This is a genomic window from Arthrobacter sp. D2-10, assembly GCF_054161285.1.
Map to the genome: position 1 here is coordinate 1,031,395 of NZ_CP096431.1, position 15,082 is coordinate 1,046,476.

13 protein-coding genes are annotated in these 15,082 nt (G+C 66.1%); 8 read left to right on the plus strand and 5 right to left on the minus strand.

The window, feature by feature from the left end:
• Positions 1–9: 9 nt before the first annotated feature.
• From M1D74_RS04915 to M1D74_RS04925, 3 genes are read right to left on the minus strand one after another with little or no spacing between them, the layout of a single operon-like run.
• Complete coding sequence (locus tag M1D74_RS04915; protein WP_458116690.1) at positions 10–1,596, minus strand: LCP family protein; 1,587 nt, start codon at positions 1,594–1,596, stop codon at positions 10–12.
• Positions 1,593–2,105, minus strand: a complete 513-nt coding sequence (gene purE, locus M1D74_RS04920) for a 5-(carboxyamino)imidazole ribonucleotide mutase (protein ID WP_309124466.1) — start codon at positions 2,103–2,105, stop codon at positions 1,593–1,595. The genes M1D74_RS04915 and purE overlap by 4 nt, the downstream gene beginning before the upstream one ends.
• Positions 2,106–2,140: 35 nt before the next feature.
• Positions 2,141–3,313, minus strand: a complete 1,173-nt coding sequence (locus M1D74_RS04925; RefSeq protein ID WP_309070489.1) for a 5-(carboxyamino)imidazole ribonucleotide synthase — start codon at positions 3,311–3,313, stop codon at positions 2,141–2,143.
• A gap of 167 nt (positions 3,314–3,480) precedes the next feature.
• On the opposite strand from M1D74_RS04925, the gene M1D74_RS04930 reads away from it, so the two are divergent.
• Positions 3,481–4,071, plus strand: coding sequence for a GtrA family protein (locus M1D74_RS04930; protein WP_309124464.1), 591 nt, complete (start codon positions 3,481–3,483; stop codon positions 4,069–4,071).
• Here the strand turns inward: M1D74_RS04930 and M1D74_RS04935 are convergent.
• Entirely contained in the window at positions 4,049–4,762 is a 714-nt protein-coding gene (locus M1D74_RS04935; RefSeq protein WP_458116691.1) for a TIGR03089 family protein, read from the minus strand. The two genes, M1D74_RS04930 and M1D74_RS04935, sit on opposite strands and share 23 nt — an antisense overlap.
• 265 nt (positions 4,763–5,027) lie before the next feature.
• Between M1D74_RS04935 and M1D74_RS04940 the strand changes: the two genes are divergently transcribed.
• The 3 genes from M1D74_RS04940 to M1D74_RS04950 all read left to right on the plus strand — a co-directional run bounded on the left by M1D74_RS04940 (position 5,028) and on the right by M1D74_RS04950 (position 10,736).
• Entirely contained in the window at positions 5,028–5,576 is a 549-nt protein-coding gene (locus M1D74_RS04940; RefSeq protein ID WP_309070492.1) for a WhiB family transcriptional regulator, read from the plus strand.
• A gap of 68 nt (positions 5,577–5,644) precedes the next feature.
• A complete protein-coding gene (locus tag M1D74_RS04945) occupies positions 5,645–9,094 on the plus strand; it encodes a glycosyltransferase family 2 protein (protein ID WP_458116692.1) in 3,450 nt (1,149 codons plus the stop codon).
• A 1-nt stretch (position 9,095) separates the two neighbouring features.
• The gene (locus tag M1D74_RS04950) at positions 9,096–10,736 is read left to right on the plus strand and encodes a DUF5719 family protein (RefSeq protein WP_458116693.1); all 1,641 of its coding nucleotides are present in this window, start codon (positions 9,096–9,098) and stop codon (positions 10,734–10,736) included.
• A gap of 59 nt (positions 10,737–10,795) precedes the next feature.
• Here M1D74_RS04950 and M1D74_RS04955 read toward each other — a convergent pair whose 3' ends face one another.
• Entirely contained in the window at positions 10,796–11,284 is a 489-nt protein-coding gene (locus tag M1D74_RS04955; protein WP_309070494.1) for a metallopeptidase family protein, read from the minus strand.
• A 67-nt stretch (positions 11,285–11,351) separates the two neighbouring features.
• On the opposite strand from M1D74_RS04955, the gene M1D74_RS04960 reads away from it, so the two are divergent.
• The 4 genes from M1D74_RS04960 (at position 11,352) to M1D74_RS04975 (ending at position 15,064) form a co-directional block, all read left to right on the plus strand.
• Positions 11,352–11,735, plus strand: a complete 384-nt coding sequence (locus M1D74_RS04960) for a DUF3499 domain-containing protein (RefSeq protein ID WP_458116694.1) — start codon at positions 11,352–11,354, stop codon at positions 11,733–11,735.
• A gap of 151 nt (positions 11,736–11,886) precedes the next feature.
• A complete protein-coding gene (locus tag M1D74_RS04965) occupies positions 11,887–12,129 on the plus strand; it encodes a hypothetical protein (RefSeq protein ID WP_309124378.1) in 243 nt (80 codons plus the stop codon).
• Positions 12,126–13,604: an adenosylhomocysteinase gene (gene ahcY / locus M1D74_RS04970; protein WP_458116695.1), complete on the plus strand. Its 1,479-nt coding sequence runs from the start codon at positions 12,126–12,128 to the stop codon at positions 13,602–13,604. The genes M1D74_RS04965 and ahcY overlap by 4 nt, the downstream gene beginning before the upstream one ends.
• Before the next feature lie 170 nt (positions 13,605–13,774).
• Entirely contained in the window at positions 13,775–15,064 is a 1,290-nt protein-coding gene (locus M1D74_RS04975) for an Ig-like domain-containing protein (protein ID WP_458116696.1), read from the plus strand.
• Positions 15,065–15,082 lie beyond the last annotated feature (18 nt).

A 15,082-nucleotide genomic window follows, 5' to 3' on the forward strand; every position in this document is an offset into this window, starting at 1 on the left:
GTCCGTTCGTTAGGCGGGGGAGCATTCCCCGTTATCGGCCAACAGTGATTCGAGCGTAGACCAGTCCTGATTCACAGCAAGCTGGTGCAGGTACTCCTCGGTGATCTCACCCGTCACGGTCTGTGCCGGGAGCACAGTGGGTAGCGCTTCGATAACCCCGGCACGGTCCACTTCCAGAACACCGGCGGCCGCGGCCTCGGCATCGCCTGTTGCAGCCGCAAGGGTCTCCTGCACGCGCTCATGAACCAGCGGAATGTCCGGGTACGTGGAGAACAGCTCACCCGGCTCACCGAAGTCCGGAGCGCCGATGGTGAGGCGGCCGACGTCGTGGTTCTTCGCCTTGATGGCCAGGTCGACGAAGCTGCCCAGCTGGTCGCGCGGAAGGTCGGTCTCGACGATCTGCGTACCCGCGGCGGCGATCTCCTGGAAGCGGGTGAGGACGGTGGCGGGATCGAGTTGGGCGATCATTGCCGCTTGCACGCACTGCTGGCGCCGGATGCGGGAGTAGTCGGTGGCGTACTCGCGCGAACGGGCGTACCAGAGTGCGTGGTACCCATCGAGGGTCTGGACTCCGGGAGCAATCCATTCCGACGGCGGGAAGTACCGTTTTGGGTCGCTGCCCGGGATCTCTTCGGAGGTGATGGGAACCCAGCCTCCGGCGTCGATGGTGATGCCGCCCATGGCGTCGATCAGCTGCTCGAATCCGGCCATGTCCACGAGGATGTACGCCTGCACCTCGATGCCGAGAATGCCGCTCGCTGCGTCCATCATCGCTTCGGCCCCCGGGTCCTGCGACTCCGGGTAAAGGTCAGCGTGATCCTGGCTGACCACCGGGTAGAGGCTGTTGATGATGCAGTCGTTGCCGCAGTTATAGCCGTCCGGCCACACCTGCCAGAGCGGAGAGTCTTCCGAGAACGGCGCGTTCTGGAAGTCGCGGGGAATGCTGAACGTGACGGTGGCCCCGGACGCGGCGTCGACACTGATCACCGAGATGCTGTCGGGGCGCCGTCCCAACCTGTCCTCACCGGCGTCGCCGCCCATCAGGAGGAAGTTGTAGCGCCCGTCGACCGGATCGAAGGCGGGACCGGCCTGGAAGATGGAGCCGAAGGTGTTGCGGCCGACGTTGAGCAGGTACGCGGCGTACCCCAGGCCGCCGCTCGTCACGAGCATCAGCAGGGCGAGCGATGCGGCGACGGCAGGACGCATTCCGCGGTCCAGCAGGGGCGGGCGAATGATCCGGAGGGTGTTGAGGAAGAGCAGCGCCCAACCGACCGCCAGCGCCACCAGCACCGCTATCAGCAGGAGGGAGAACCACTGATTCGTGAGAAGGGAGACCAGTAGTTGCCGGTTCAGCAGCGCCAGAACGACGCCGGCAATCACCAGGAGCCACGCCGCGAAGGTGATCCGCAGCGCCCGGCGGCCAAGCTTGCGGTTGCCGGCGACGATCTGCGCTGATCCGGGGATCAGGAGGGTCAGGAAAAGAAGCAGGAACGCCCGCTTCGTGCGGACACCGGACTGGGCTGATTCCGGATAGCGCACCGGATCGGTCAGCATGGTCCGTTCGGAGGGCTGGCCGGGATGAACCGCCCGGCTCATGCGCCGCCTTCGGTCGCGAACGCTCGCCCGCCGGTGCGCTCGCGCAGCTTCGCGCCCTTGTCGAGGGCGGTCTGCCGCAGCCCGGCGGCGAAGTCCGTGAGCTTGCCCGAAAGTTCCTGAGCGAACTGCCCCTCACCGGCGGCGAGGATGCGCACAGCGAGGAGCCCCGCGTTCCGTGCTCCGCCGACCGAGACCGTGGCGACCGGAATCCCCGCCGGCATCTGCACGATCGAGAGGAGCGAATCCATGCCGTCGAGGTGCTTGAGCGGAACCGGAACACCGACAACCGGCAGCGGCGTCAGCGACGCCAGCATTCCGGGGAGGTGCGCTGCGCCTCCCGCGCCGGCGATGATCACCCGCAGGCCGCGATCGGCAGCCTCGCGCCCGTACGCCACCATGTCCTCGGGCATACGGTGGGCGGAGACGACGTCGGCCTCATAGGGGACGCCGAACTCTTCGAGAGCAAGAGCGGCGGCCTCCATGACGGGCCAATCCGAGTCCGAGCCCATGACCAGGCCAACGAGGGCGCCGGTGGGGGAGTTGTTCACGATGTTTCCTTCCGGGGGTCGCGGCCGTCCCTGAGGATTGCCGCAGCGCGCTCGGCGCGCTCCCTGACCTGTGCCGTCGTGTCACCGGGCAGGGCTATGGCGTTTACGTGGCCGATCTTCCGACCCGGGCGAACGCTTTTGCCGTACGTGTGGATCTTGGCAGCGGGCTCTGCCTGCAACGCCGTCGGAAAGGCACTATACAGCTCTGCGTTGTTCCCGCCGAGGATGTTCTTCATGACTGCCACACCGGTGGCAAGCGAGGCGTCACCCAGCGGCAGGTCCAGGACAGCGCGCAGGTGCTGTTCGAACTGGCTGGTCACGGCCCCGTCCATGGTCCAGTGGCCGGAGTTGTGCGGGCGCATTGCCAGTTCATTGATGAGGAAGCCCGCCTCGCTGTCCGGGACCTCGAACATTTCTACCGCCATGACTCCGGTGACGCCGAGCTCTTCGGCAATGCGCAGCGCGGCTTCTGCGGCAGTGCGGGCCAGGCCCGGGGCCAGGTCCTGGGCGGGCGCGATCACCTCGTCGCAGACGCCGTTGACCTGGATGGAGTGAACCACCGGCCATGCGCGCGCCTCGCCCTGGGGTGAGCGCGCCACAAGAGCGGACAGTTCGCGTGTGAACGGTACCTTCTCCTCGGCGAGCAGCGCGGAACCGGTGAACCAGTCCGCACTCTGCGCGGCGTCGTCGTGTGAATCGATGATCCGCACGCCCTTGCCGTCATAGCCGCCGCGCGGAGTCTTCAGGACTACCGGCCAGCCAGTACGGTCGCCGAATGCCCTCAGCTCCTCGATGGAGGAGACCGCACTCCACCGGGGATTGGGGAGCCCGAGCCGGTCCACGGCCGCCCGCATCACCAGCTTGTCCTGTGCATGGCGGAGCGCGTCGGGGTGCGGCTGAACGTTCACGCCGGCGTCCACGAGGGCGCGGAGGTGCGCTTCGGGCACGTGCTCATGATCGAAGGTGAGAACGTCCACATCCTTGGCGAAGGCCCTGAGGTCCTCCAAATCGGTGTAGTCGCCCACCGAGGCGTTCGCGACGGCGGCTACCGCAGAGACGTCGGGGCCCTCCGCCAACACGCGCAGTTCAATGCCAAGTTCGACGGCGGGTGGCGCCATCATCCGGGCGAGCTGGCCGCCGCCCACCACACCAATAACGGGAAAAGTCACCCCTTCAGGGTACCTATTGTCGAGGGGGTCCCCTTGATGTGACCTGTTCGCAACTGCGGCTTCCTAGGAAAGACACAAACTCCGTCGGTAAAATGGGCCCTTAGTTCCCGCGCTGAAATTGCACATGCTGGTTTTCAGCTTGTTCGTCTTGCAGAAACCGGAGAGTCATGATCACCACACTTGTCGACCGCACGCGGGCTCTCGCGTCTCTCTTCTGGAGAGAGCTGGCGAAGTTCGGCGCCGTCGGGGGTGTGGCATTCGTCATCGACAAGGGTCTTTTCTGGCTTCTCATCCACGGGGCCATGAAGGACAGTGAGGTCAAAGCGCAGGTGGTGTCGGCTGCCATAGCGACCGTGTTCGCGTGGATCGCCAACCGGTACTGGACTTTCCGCCATCGACGCCAGGCCAACGTCCTCCGCGAGCTCGTGATGTTCCTCTTCATCAATGCGATCGGACTGGGTATCGCGGCCGGATTCGTCTGGCTCGCCAAATACCCTCTCGACATCTCGGACCGCACCGGGCTTTTCGTGGCGGGGGTCGTGGGAACCGTTCTAGCAACAGCGGTCCGCTTTATCGCCTACCGGTTCTGGGTCTTCAACGAGGAACTCGATGCCGAGCCTGCATTCGCCCACGACCACGAACTGATTCACCCCAGCGCCCACTCGGAGGAGGCGCCTGAGCCTGCTGTGACACTGGCTGCCGACGGCGCCGCTCCGGCCAGGCATCCGGCCGCAGCTAAGCAGCCAACCGAGCAGTAATCCGCTCGCCCTCCACCAGGCGGTCGGTCACCTCCACGCTTGAGTGCACGAGCACCACTGTTCCACCGCTCGCCCAGATGCGGACGGCCGCCGTCAGGACCGTATGGAGTGGCAGTGTTGCCGGGACCAGCCAGATGCCCTCGGCTGAGCCGATGCCCCCAGCTGTCAGATCACTGAAAGTGGCGCTGGTGCCGCTTGCCCGCAACAGTTCGGCGCCGGCGTCCGCCGGCGCTTCAAGGTAGACATCGCCGAAGGAGCGGACTGTCGCCGCGTAGTCGACGGCATCGCTGGGGACGGCACCGGGCCAGCGCATGTCCAGGGCGCCAGGGGCTACAAGTACGAGCAGTTCGTCCGGGTGGTCAGGCTCGCCGCCATCGGCCGGAGGCTCCATGGTGGCTCGTATGTCCGCGGGAGCACCGCCGTCGAGCAGCGTCACGGCGCCCACCTGCCAACTGGCAAGCGCCCACACGAGCGTTTTCCAGTGCGGTGGCATCTCCACGGCGACCACGCTGCCCGCGCCGGCATCGAGCTCCTCGGTCAGCAGATTGGAGGTTTTGGCCACCCAGTTCTCCAGTACCCGCCCGGAGAGCTCCACGCGTTCGTGGTCGGGCCCGTACCAGATCAGGCGCGGCGCGCCGGCGGCTGCTCGGAAGGAGTCGAGCAATCCTGAAATGGACTCAGATTCGGCCACCGGGTGCCTGCCTTTCGGGTGGTAAGCGTGCTGACCTGCGGGTTCAGTTGCATAATTGTGAGGCGCGATGCGCGTGGCGTGCCACCGATCCAAGAAATTAACTCTATAAGATTCCCTCGCCGCTTGACTCGATGCGACTTACACGCGTGTAATTAGGTCATCGGATTTGCTTCGGCGGACGGGATTTCGGGGTTTCTCAGCGACTTGCTGGAGGCGCATCTCCCACACTAGCTTCTGGCCGAAGCTGCAACACCGGGAGGCTGGTATGGGGCAAGCAGAGCACATTCAGGACCGCACGACCATCGCGGCCCAGGCGTCTGCGCGCTACGGGTCGCGCGGCGTTCCGCAGGACTGGTATGTCGATCCCGCAGACCCGGGTGCCGCTGAGAGGTATAGAAAGCAGACCCAGTCTCTGGAAGATGAGGCAACCGCCTTCCTTGCAGCACATGAGGCACTGAGCGAGGGCGCCGGGATCGAGAATTTCCTTGATGCTGACCCCAAGGATGCTCCTCGTCGTCAGGCTGCTCCCGAGCGGGTTGAACAGGCAGTGTGGATTGGCCTTCCGGGCATCGGTTCCGACTTCGATGATGAAGGCGAACTGGGCTGGCAGGCGGACGCGCTGTGTGCGCAGACCGACCCCGAGGCGTTCTTCCCTGAGAAGGGCGGCTCCACACGGGACGCCAAAAAAGTATGCGGTGCGTGCAACGTCAAGGCCCAGTGCCTTGAGTACGCGCTGGAGAATGACGAGCGCTTCGGTATCTGGGGCGGCCTGTCCGAGCGTGAGCGCCGCCGGTTGCGAAAGCGAGCGGTCTGATTCATCCGCAACAAAGGGTCACAGCCGTTGTCGTAGCCCACAACGGAGCCGAGTATCTTCCTGGCACGTTGAAAGCACTCGGTCAGCAGACCCGACCCCCGGATTTCCACGTAGGAGTCGACGCCGGTTCAACTGATGAATCGGCGTCACTTCTGCAACTGCAACTTCCGGTGGGTTCTCCCGTAGTGGGGGCGGCCGCCCGCAGCGGCTTCGGTGCCGCAGTGCGCACCGGCTTGGCCGAGATTCCGCCCAGCCGCCGTGCGGACCCTGACAGCGGGGTTCACGACTGGATCTGGCTCCTGCATGACGACTCCGCTCCCGAGCCCACCGCCCTGGAGGCACTCCTGCGCGCGGTGGAGCTCGCACCTTCCGTGACGGTCGCCGGCGCCAAGCAGGTGGAGTGGGAGCACCGCAGAAAACTTGTTGACGTAGGCCTGTCCATCAGCCGGTGGGCCGAGCGCCTCACTCTCATCGACGTAGACGAACTGGACCAGGGCCAGTACGACGTCCGCAGCGACATGTTCGCGGTCAACTCGGCCGGCATGCTGATTCGCCGCGACGTCTGGGACGAACTGGGCGGCTTCGATTCCGCACTGCCCGGAACCGGCGACGACGTCGACTTCTGCTGGCGTAACCGCCTCGCCGGCCACCGCGTGGTGGTGGTGCCGGAGGCAGTCATGCGCCATGCCGGATCGCGCGCCAACCATTCAGCCACCCTTGGTGCCGCGCGCCGAGCCGAGGTGTATCTCCGCCTGAAACACGCAATGCTGTGGAAGGTGCCGTTCCTCGCGGTCGGCGCCGTCCTTGGCGGGTTCGCCCGGCTCATCCTCGGCTTATTGGCGAAGGACCCGGGCTACGGCGTCGGGCAGCTCACCGCGAGTATCGCCGCGGTGTTGAAACCATTCGACCTGTACCGTTCCCGGCGCTCCGCTGCCCGGACCAGGCGCCTGCCGCGGTCGGTCGTGCGCGCCCTGCGCACCGAGCGCCGCGAGGTATGGTCCCACCGGAAGTCCGTCGTGGAGGCATTCTCGGCCCGGGGGCTCGAGGACGAGTCCTACGCGCAGAGCACCGCCGCCGAGGTTCCCTCGGGCGACGCACACGATGACTTTGCCGCCCTGGAAGGGCCGTCCCGGATCTGGGCCGGCTGGGGACCGATCGCGGCGTCCCTGGTTCTGCTGGGCGTGTCACTGGTGGCGCTGCGCCAGTTCGTCGGGGCGCCCGCCCTCGCAGGGGGTTCGCTCCTGCCGCTGTCGCCCGACCTCGCGGAAATCTGGTCCAACGGCTCACGCTGGTGGATCGACCTCGGCGCCGGTGTAGCCGGCCACGGCGATCCCTTCAGCTACGTGTTGTGGTTGCTGTCCGTACTGGGTTTCGGTAACGGGAACGCCGCCGTCGTCTTCGTGATGGTGTGCGCCGCTCCTCTGGCGGGCCTCGCGGCGTGGTTCGGGTCGGGCGCCTTCGTGCGCAGCCGGTCGCTTCGACTGTGGGGCGCCTTCTTCTGGGGTTCCCTGCCGGTGCTTCAAGTGGCCGGCGGTAGCGGCCGGCTCGGCGCGCTGCTGGTGCACATCCTGCTGCCGCTGGTTGCACTGGCGCTGATCCGTGCCGTAGGCCAGGCGCCCGGCCGGCCGGGCGCCCAACAGAACGACGACGCCGATTCCAGCGCGCGCCAACGCTCGCTCCAGCTGATGCTGAAGCCGGGGATCAACGGTGTTCCCAGCTGGACGGCTGCGGCCGCAGCGGGCCTGCTGCTCGCCGTCGTCGTTGCTGCCGCGCCGTCGCTGCTGGTCTTCTTCGTCCTGGCGGTGGTGGCCATCACACTGGTTGCACGACGCCGCGCCAAGACAGTGTGGTGGTCACTCCTGGCGCCGCTGGCCCTGTTTGTTCCGTTCGCAGCCTCCACCCTCGATCGTCCGTGGGGGATCCTCGGCGACCCGGGAGTACCGCTTCCGTTCGACGCCGCACCGTTGTGGCAGCAGCTGCTGGGCTACCCGCTGGCGTTCCCCGCGTTCGGCACTCTCGGCGCGTTCCCTGAGCTGTCCGAAGGACCCTGGCCGCTGGTGGTCTCGCTGGTTGTCGGACTGCCGGTGCTGCTCCTTGCGGCGACGGCGCTGTTCCTGCCGGGCAAGCGGCGGGCAGCCGCGCGGGTGCTGTGGGCTCTGGCGGTGCTGGCACTGCTGGGCAGTGTGGGGAGTTCGTTTGTGGTGACGGCGGTCGGTTCGTCCACGCTCATTCCGCCGTTCAGCGGTCCGTGGGTTTCTGTTGTTTCGCTGGCACTTTTGGCGGCCGCCCTGCTCGGCGGCGAGTGGCTGCTGCAGCGGCTGCGTGCCGGCAGGTCAACGCGCTCCGCCCGGTCTGTCCGGGCCGCCCGGTTATGGTTCACGGCTGCGGCGTTGGTGCTTGCCCTCGGCCCGGTGACGAGCCTTACAGTCTGGCTGCTTCCACAGCTTCGAACACCGGATGTGGCGGTGGAGGCGACCAGGTTCGGTACGGAGTCCATGGTGCAGCCGAGCGCCAGCCGTACGCTCCCCGCTACCGCGGCTGACCGCGGCACCGACGGGCAGCGCAGTTCGACCCTGGTCATGAAGATCGATGGTGACAACAACGTCAGCGCGTCCCTGATGCGCGGCAGCGGCACCACCCTCGACTCCCTTTCTCAGGTCTACGCAGCCCGCCAGCTCCATGGCTCGCTGTTTGACGCGCAACTACGCGAGGACGACGACGCCGCAGCCGACATCCGCCGGACCGTCGCCACCCTGGTGGCCGGCACCGGGGTGGATCCCCGCGAGGAACTGCGGCGGCTTGGAGTCGGCTTCGTGGTGCTGCAACAGTCCGATTCGGCCGCGGAAGTGCTCGCTAGCCAGATTGATTCCGTCCCCGGCCTGGTGTCGGTAGGCAATACCGAGTCAGGGTGGCTGTGGCGGGTCGAGATGGCGCCCTCGGGTGAATCCACCGGCGCTGCACAGGTGGGACGCCTGCGCATCGTGGACGAGTCCGGCACCACGCTGTCCGTGGTCAACTCGGATGCAACCACGGCGTCTGCGGAAGTCCCGTCCGGCCCTGAGGGGCGCCTGCTGGTGCTCGCCGAGCGGTCCGCGCCCGGCTGGGAAGCGACGCTCAACGGCGAGCGGCTGGAACAGGCACCGTCGGAGTGGAACCAGGCCTATGCTCTGCCGGCTGCCGGAGGGCAGCTGCAGGTTCACTACGTCACGCCGTGGGAACCCTGGTCGGGGCTTGCCCAGGCAATCGTGTTCGGCCTGACCCTCCTCCTTGCGGTTCCGATGCCTGCCCGGCCGCGCTTCGTCCGCATCCCGCAGGACAGGGCGCGTACGGCAAGCGAACCCGTATCCACCGGTCGCCGTGCGGCGGCGCCGGAACCGCTGATTCCGTCTGAAACGGCTGAGGATGAGCGAGCTGATCGCCATCCGCAGGACAGCCGTGATGACGCCGCAAGGGACGCTGGTAATCCTGAAGACCCTGCGCGTGAATCGGCGCTGAGCATCGGAAAGGCTGGCTCCTGAGATGAGTGCGACACACAAGGACCGCAAGACCGCCGTGCCTGCCAACCGACGCGGCACCTGGGTGCGCGGTGCAGCGGGGATCGCAGCCGGCGTCGTGCTGGTTTCTGCTACCGGTGCCCTCGCGGGGGCGAGCATCGTCCAGAACATCGACGGCGCCGCGGAAGCATTTCCGGTGCCGACCGCGGCGGTCCCTGCGGGGGAGTATTCGGCGGTGTGTCCGGAGCCGTTGCGGTTGCTTGAAGGCACCGTGGACGGCGGCGATCCCGACTTCAGCCCGGTGTCGGAAACTGCGCTCAATCGGGTCAGTGCCATGACGCTCAGTGACCTCGGGGGTACGGTCCCCGGCTCGGCAATCGCACCGCTTTCGGGTGGAGATCCGCTCGCCGTCATCGCGGAGCAGGTACCCGAATCCGAACGAGGCGAACCCCAGGTCAGCAATGAGGACGGACTCACCAACCGCGTGGCCGGTGTCTCGGCAGGGCAATCGGTTGAGGGTGCAGCCGTGATGCGCGCCCAGGCCCTTGGCGAGCAGCGCGCCACCGCCGGCGCCGGATTCACCTACACCGCAACGGACGGTGACCTCGCCGGTCTGGCGGTGGCGCACTGCCAGGTTCCCTCGAATGACTTCTGGCTGGTCGGTGCCGTCACCACTGTCGGTGCCGCAGCGGTGCTGAACCTGCACAACCCGTCGCAGTCGCCGGCCACTGTGAATCTTGACTTGTATGGTTCCAAGGGCGTTATCGATGCGCCCGGCGGCCGGGGGATCCTGATCGCTCCGGGGAAGTCTGAGTCAATCGTGGTCGCTGGGCTTGCCGCTAATGAGGAAAATGTTGCCGTCCGGGTCCGGAGTTCCGGCGGCCGGGTCAGCGGGTTCATTCAGCAGAGCGTGCTGCGCGGGCTGACTCCGGGCGGGGTGGAACTCATCCAGCCCTCGGCTCCCAGTGCTGCCTCGCAAGTTGTTCCGGGCATCCGCATTCAGGCGCCCGATAAGATGGATGCGATTACCGCGCAGGAAGGCTACGCCGGTGCTGCGCCGTCGCTGCAGGTTGCGGTCCCGGGTGGCACGGATGCCGTGCTGGACGTGCGGGTCTTCGGTCCCAGCGGCGAAGTGGAACTACCCGGTGGGGGAGTCGTCACCGCGACCGCCGGCGCGGTGACCGCAATTCCGCTCGATTCGCTGCCCGAGGGCGACTACTCAGCGGTCATCAGTTCGGACGTCCTGATCTCTGCATCGGCGCGGGTCTCCCGTGGTTCGGAGCCGAAGGAACCGCTGGATTTGGCGCTCGTTCCCTCGGCCGTGCGGCTGGGCAGCCAGCATGTCTCGGTCCTGCCGACCGGCGCGGGCTCGGCGTTCGTCTTCAGTGCACCGTCCGGCCGGGCGGAGGTCCGGCTCACGCCGGTCAATGCTGACGGGGCGTTCGGCAAGGAGTTGGTGTTCGACGTCGCCGGCGGCACCACGGTCACGGTGCCTGCCGCTGACCTCGGCAAGGGGACGGCAGCGGCCCTGATCGGCGCCTCGGGAGACCCGGCGTACGGTGCCCAGGTAGCAACGCTCGACGGCGACACTCCCGGCATATCTGTAGCCCCCATCCCGGCGGGCAGCTCAGGCCAGCAGAGTGTCGCCGTGGATATCGGCTTCTGACCGGTTCCTTCAGGCCGGTAACTCAGGCCGTGACTTAGGCCCGTGACTCAGGCCGTGACTTAGGCCCGTGACCGCCCGTAGGCGGGGTCAACCGCCTCGGGGGCCATGCCCAGCAGTTCGGCCATCTGCTCCACAATTACGTCGTGGACGAGCTCGTTGGTGGGCATGTAGCCCTTGGCCGTCATCTCGATGGGATGCCGGTACACAGTGATGGTGGCCGGTCGCTTCGCCGCTGCGGGCTTCGACGAGCCGAGCAAACCCCGTACTGCTGCGGGAGCGAGTTGCTCCAAACCGTCCGGGATCTCCTGGACGATGATCTGAACGTCCTGGATCTTGTCGCCCCATAGCCTCTCCAGGCGTTGGGCTGACTCCATGACCCAGTCTTCGAACCGTTCGGACCGGGTGCGGGCGCCGGGCAGGTGGGACGGAATGAGATCGCCGCGCAAGCCTCTGCCGTGGCGGTCGCGCCGCCTGCCGGCGAACCGGGACTGGCGGCCAACCGGCCCTTCCGGTACAGCCAGGCGAATCGAAAGAGAGCTATCCCGCATGGGGAAACTCTAGTCCGAACCCGTGCCTGCTGCATCACGGCGACGGGACACGGTAGGCTAATCAGTCGTGGGATCGATGAGGCAATGTTCGCGTTCAGCGTGCCAGCGTGCTGCTGTGGCAACGCTCACCTACGTGTATGCCGATTCCACCGCGGTGCTGGGTCCGCTCGCAACCTACGCGGAGCCCCACTCCTACGATCTTTGCGCTCCACATGCTGAAAAACTCACGGTTCCTCTTGGCTGGGAAGTAGTCCGGCTCGCTATGCCGTCCGGCCCGCCGGAGCCCAATCCCGATGACCTGTTGGCGCTGGCCAACGCGGTTCGGGAAGCTGCGGTTGACCGCAGTGCGCCCGAGCCGGCCGCCCCGCACGGGCCGAAGTCGCCGCTGACGCCTCCGCCCGGAGAAACGGGAATACGCCGCGGCCATCTGCGGATGCTCCGCGACCGCTAATCTCTGCTCCTGCTCCTGCTCTCCGGCACCATCCACAGGATTCTCATCGCGCCCGCGCTGCGCGATACCCTTGTAACACCGCACCAACGTGTCCCGGCTGTTGCAGCCGGCACGAACGCTGCACCCGGAATCCTTGAAAGGCTGCACCACGTTGCCCAATATCGCCTCTGATCTGTTGGCCATCCTTCGGTGCCCCGTCACTGGATCCGCACTGGTGCAGGAAGGCGAGGTACTGCGCTCGTCCGCACCCGACCCCACCGGCAGTTTCGTGGAGTACCCGATCGACGAGTTGATCCCCGTGCTGCTTCGCCCTGAACTGAGGACAGCGGAGACTGCTCCCGCTGCCAACCCGACCGCCGCTTCCACCACTGCAGAGGAATCTTCAACAAAATGACGTTTGACTTCAAGGTCGCTGACCTCTCCCTGGCCGAAGCGGGCCGCCACCAGATCCGCCTCGCCGAGCACGAGATGCCCGGCCTCATGGCACTGCGGCGCGAGTTCGGAGAGAGCCAACCGCTCAAGGGGGCGCGTATTGCGGGTTCCCTGCACATGACGGTGCAGACTGCGGTCCTGATCGAGACCCTCACGGCGCTCGGAGCGGAGGTCCGGTGGGCCTCCTGCAACATCTTCTCCACGCAGGATGAAGCGGCGGCGGCCATCGTCGTCGGGCGTGGAACGGTCGATGAGCCGGCCGGAGTGCCGGTCTTCGCCTGGAAGAACGAGACCCTCGAGGAATACTGGTGGGCCACCACCCGGATCCTGCAGTGGCCTGACGGTGAGCCCAACATGATCCTCGACGACGGCGGCGATGCCACGCTGCTGGTGCACAAGGGCGCCGAGTTCGAGGCCGCCGGAGCCGTACCCGAGGCGCCTACCGAGGACGACGTCGACTACTCACACGAATACACCGTGGTTCTCGATGTATTGCGTTCCTCGCTGGCCGAGGATCCCCAGCGCTGGACGCGGATCGCGGCGTCGATTCAGGGTGTCACCGAGGAAACCACCACCGGCGTCCATCGCCTGTACCAGTTGGCGGAGCAGGGCAAACTTCTCTTCCCGGCCATCAACGTCAACGACTCGGTGACGAAGTCGAAGTTCGATAACAAGTACGGCATCCGCCACTCGCTGCCCGATGGCTTGAACCGCGCAACCGATGTACTCATCGGCGGCAAGGTCGCCGTCGTCTGCGGTTATGGGGACGTCGGAAAGGGCGCGGCGGAAGCCCTCCGCGGCCAGGGTGCGCGCGTCATCGTCACCGAAATCGATCCGATCTGTGCCCTGCAGGCTGTCATGGACGGCTACCAGGTGGCCAAGCTCGAGTCGGTGCTCGCCCAGGGTGACATCTTCATCACCACCACGGGCAACAAGGACGTCATCATGGCGCACCACATGGAGGGCATGAAGCACCAGGCCATCGTCGGCAACATCGGTCACTTCGACAACGAGATCGACATCGCCGGTCTGGCCCGGATCCCGGGCATCAAAAAGGTCGAGATCAAGCCGCAGGTCCACGAGTGGGTGTTCGATCACGGGACGGACCGGCAGCGCAGCATCATCATGTTGTCCGAGGGCCGTCTGCTGAACCTCGGTAACGCCACCGGTCATCCGTCGTTTGTGATGAGCAACTCGTTCGCGAACCAGACCATTGCCCAGATCGAGCTGTTCACCAAGCATGGGCAGACGCGCGAAGACGGGTCGCCGGAGTACGGCAACCAGGTGTACGTGCTACCCAAGATCCTCGATGAGAAGGTTGCACGGCTGCACCTCGACGCCCTGGGTGTTGAGCTGACCGAGCTGTCGAAGAGCCAGGCCGAGTACCTGGATATCGATGTGGCCGGACCGTACAAGCCGGATCACTACCGGTACTAGAGGGGGAGCGCTCCTTGCGGGCGGGTCGCAGGTAGCCCGAAACCCGCAGCGGGGCGCGCTCGTCCCGGCGTGAAATTGTAACCGGACCGATGTGTGTCCGTTGCAGGCTGCCCGGCGGGGCGCGCGTAAAATCGCATCTGGACAGCAACTAGCAGGCAGGGTATAGAAGCATGTCGAACTTCTCCGAGGACAACCAGCAACGACGGCGAGGCTGGAAGATCGGCGCGCTCATTGTTGCTGGGCTGCTCGTGGTCGGCGGCGGCGCAGTCGGTGCCATCACCGCGCCGAGCTGGGCCAACTTCGCGGACGAGCCGGCGGCAGCGCCGTCGTCGTCCGCTCCTGCCGACAAGGTTCAAGATGATGAGCCGGACGCTGAAGAATCCGAAGCACCCGACGCCGAGGAATTCACCTTCGGCGTGACACCGACGGATGGCGCTGCAGCGGTCAACCCGGCCACCCTGCCGGAGATCCAGGCGAAAAAGGCCGCAGTCAAGGACGTGGTGCTGGCGCCGGTGGGTGGCGGCGAGCCTGTTGCCGGAACAGTTTCGGAGGACGGATCCTCCTGGAAGGCTGACGGTCCGCTCGCCTTTGCGACCGAGTACTCGTTCGAGTTCGTGCTCGTCGACAGTGCGGGCACGGAGCACCGCCGGGAGCAGACCTTCACGACCGTCCAGCCCGAGAACGAGGCGAACGCCTGGATGTACCCGGCTCCCGGTTCCACCGTGGGTACCGGTCAAGCCATTGAGATCACGTTCAGCGAGCCCGTGGTCAACAAGGACGAGGTCGAGAAGGCCATCACCATCACCAGCACGTCCGGCCAGGAAGGTGCGTTCTACTGGCTGAACGACACCGAGGTCCGCTACCGCGCAGAGGAGTACTGGAAGCCGCGTAGCACCATCACCGTCGACATGCAGTTGTTTGGTGTCGACTTCGGCAACGGGATGATCGGCAACTTCAACGACACCTATTCGTTCAAGACCCACAACAACCGGCTGGCCGTGGTGGACAACGCCACGAAGGAGATGCAGGTCTTCATCGACGGCAAGCTGGAACGGACCTTCCCCGTAACGCTCGGCACCGAGGAATGGCCCTCCTTCTACGGCCTGTACACCGTGATGGAGCAGTACGAGCAGACGAGGTTCTCAGCAGAATCCATTGGTTTGAAGCCGGGCGACCCGGCCTACTACGAGGCTACCGATGTGAACTGGGCGAGCCGCCTGTCGAACGGCGGTGCGTTTGTTCACGAGGCGCTACCTGCGGCGCAGTCGGTGCTGGGCGTTGCCAACGTGTCCCACGGTTGTGTCGGCATGAGCCCTGAGGGCGCCAAGTACTTCTACGACACCTTCGGTCCCGGGGACATGCTGGAGATCCGCAACACCGACACCGGTCCCGTACAGGTGTGGGACGGTTTCGGCGACTGGAATGTGTCCTGGTCGGACTGGACCGCGCAGCAGGCCTGATTTCTTCGGCGCTCCCGG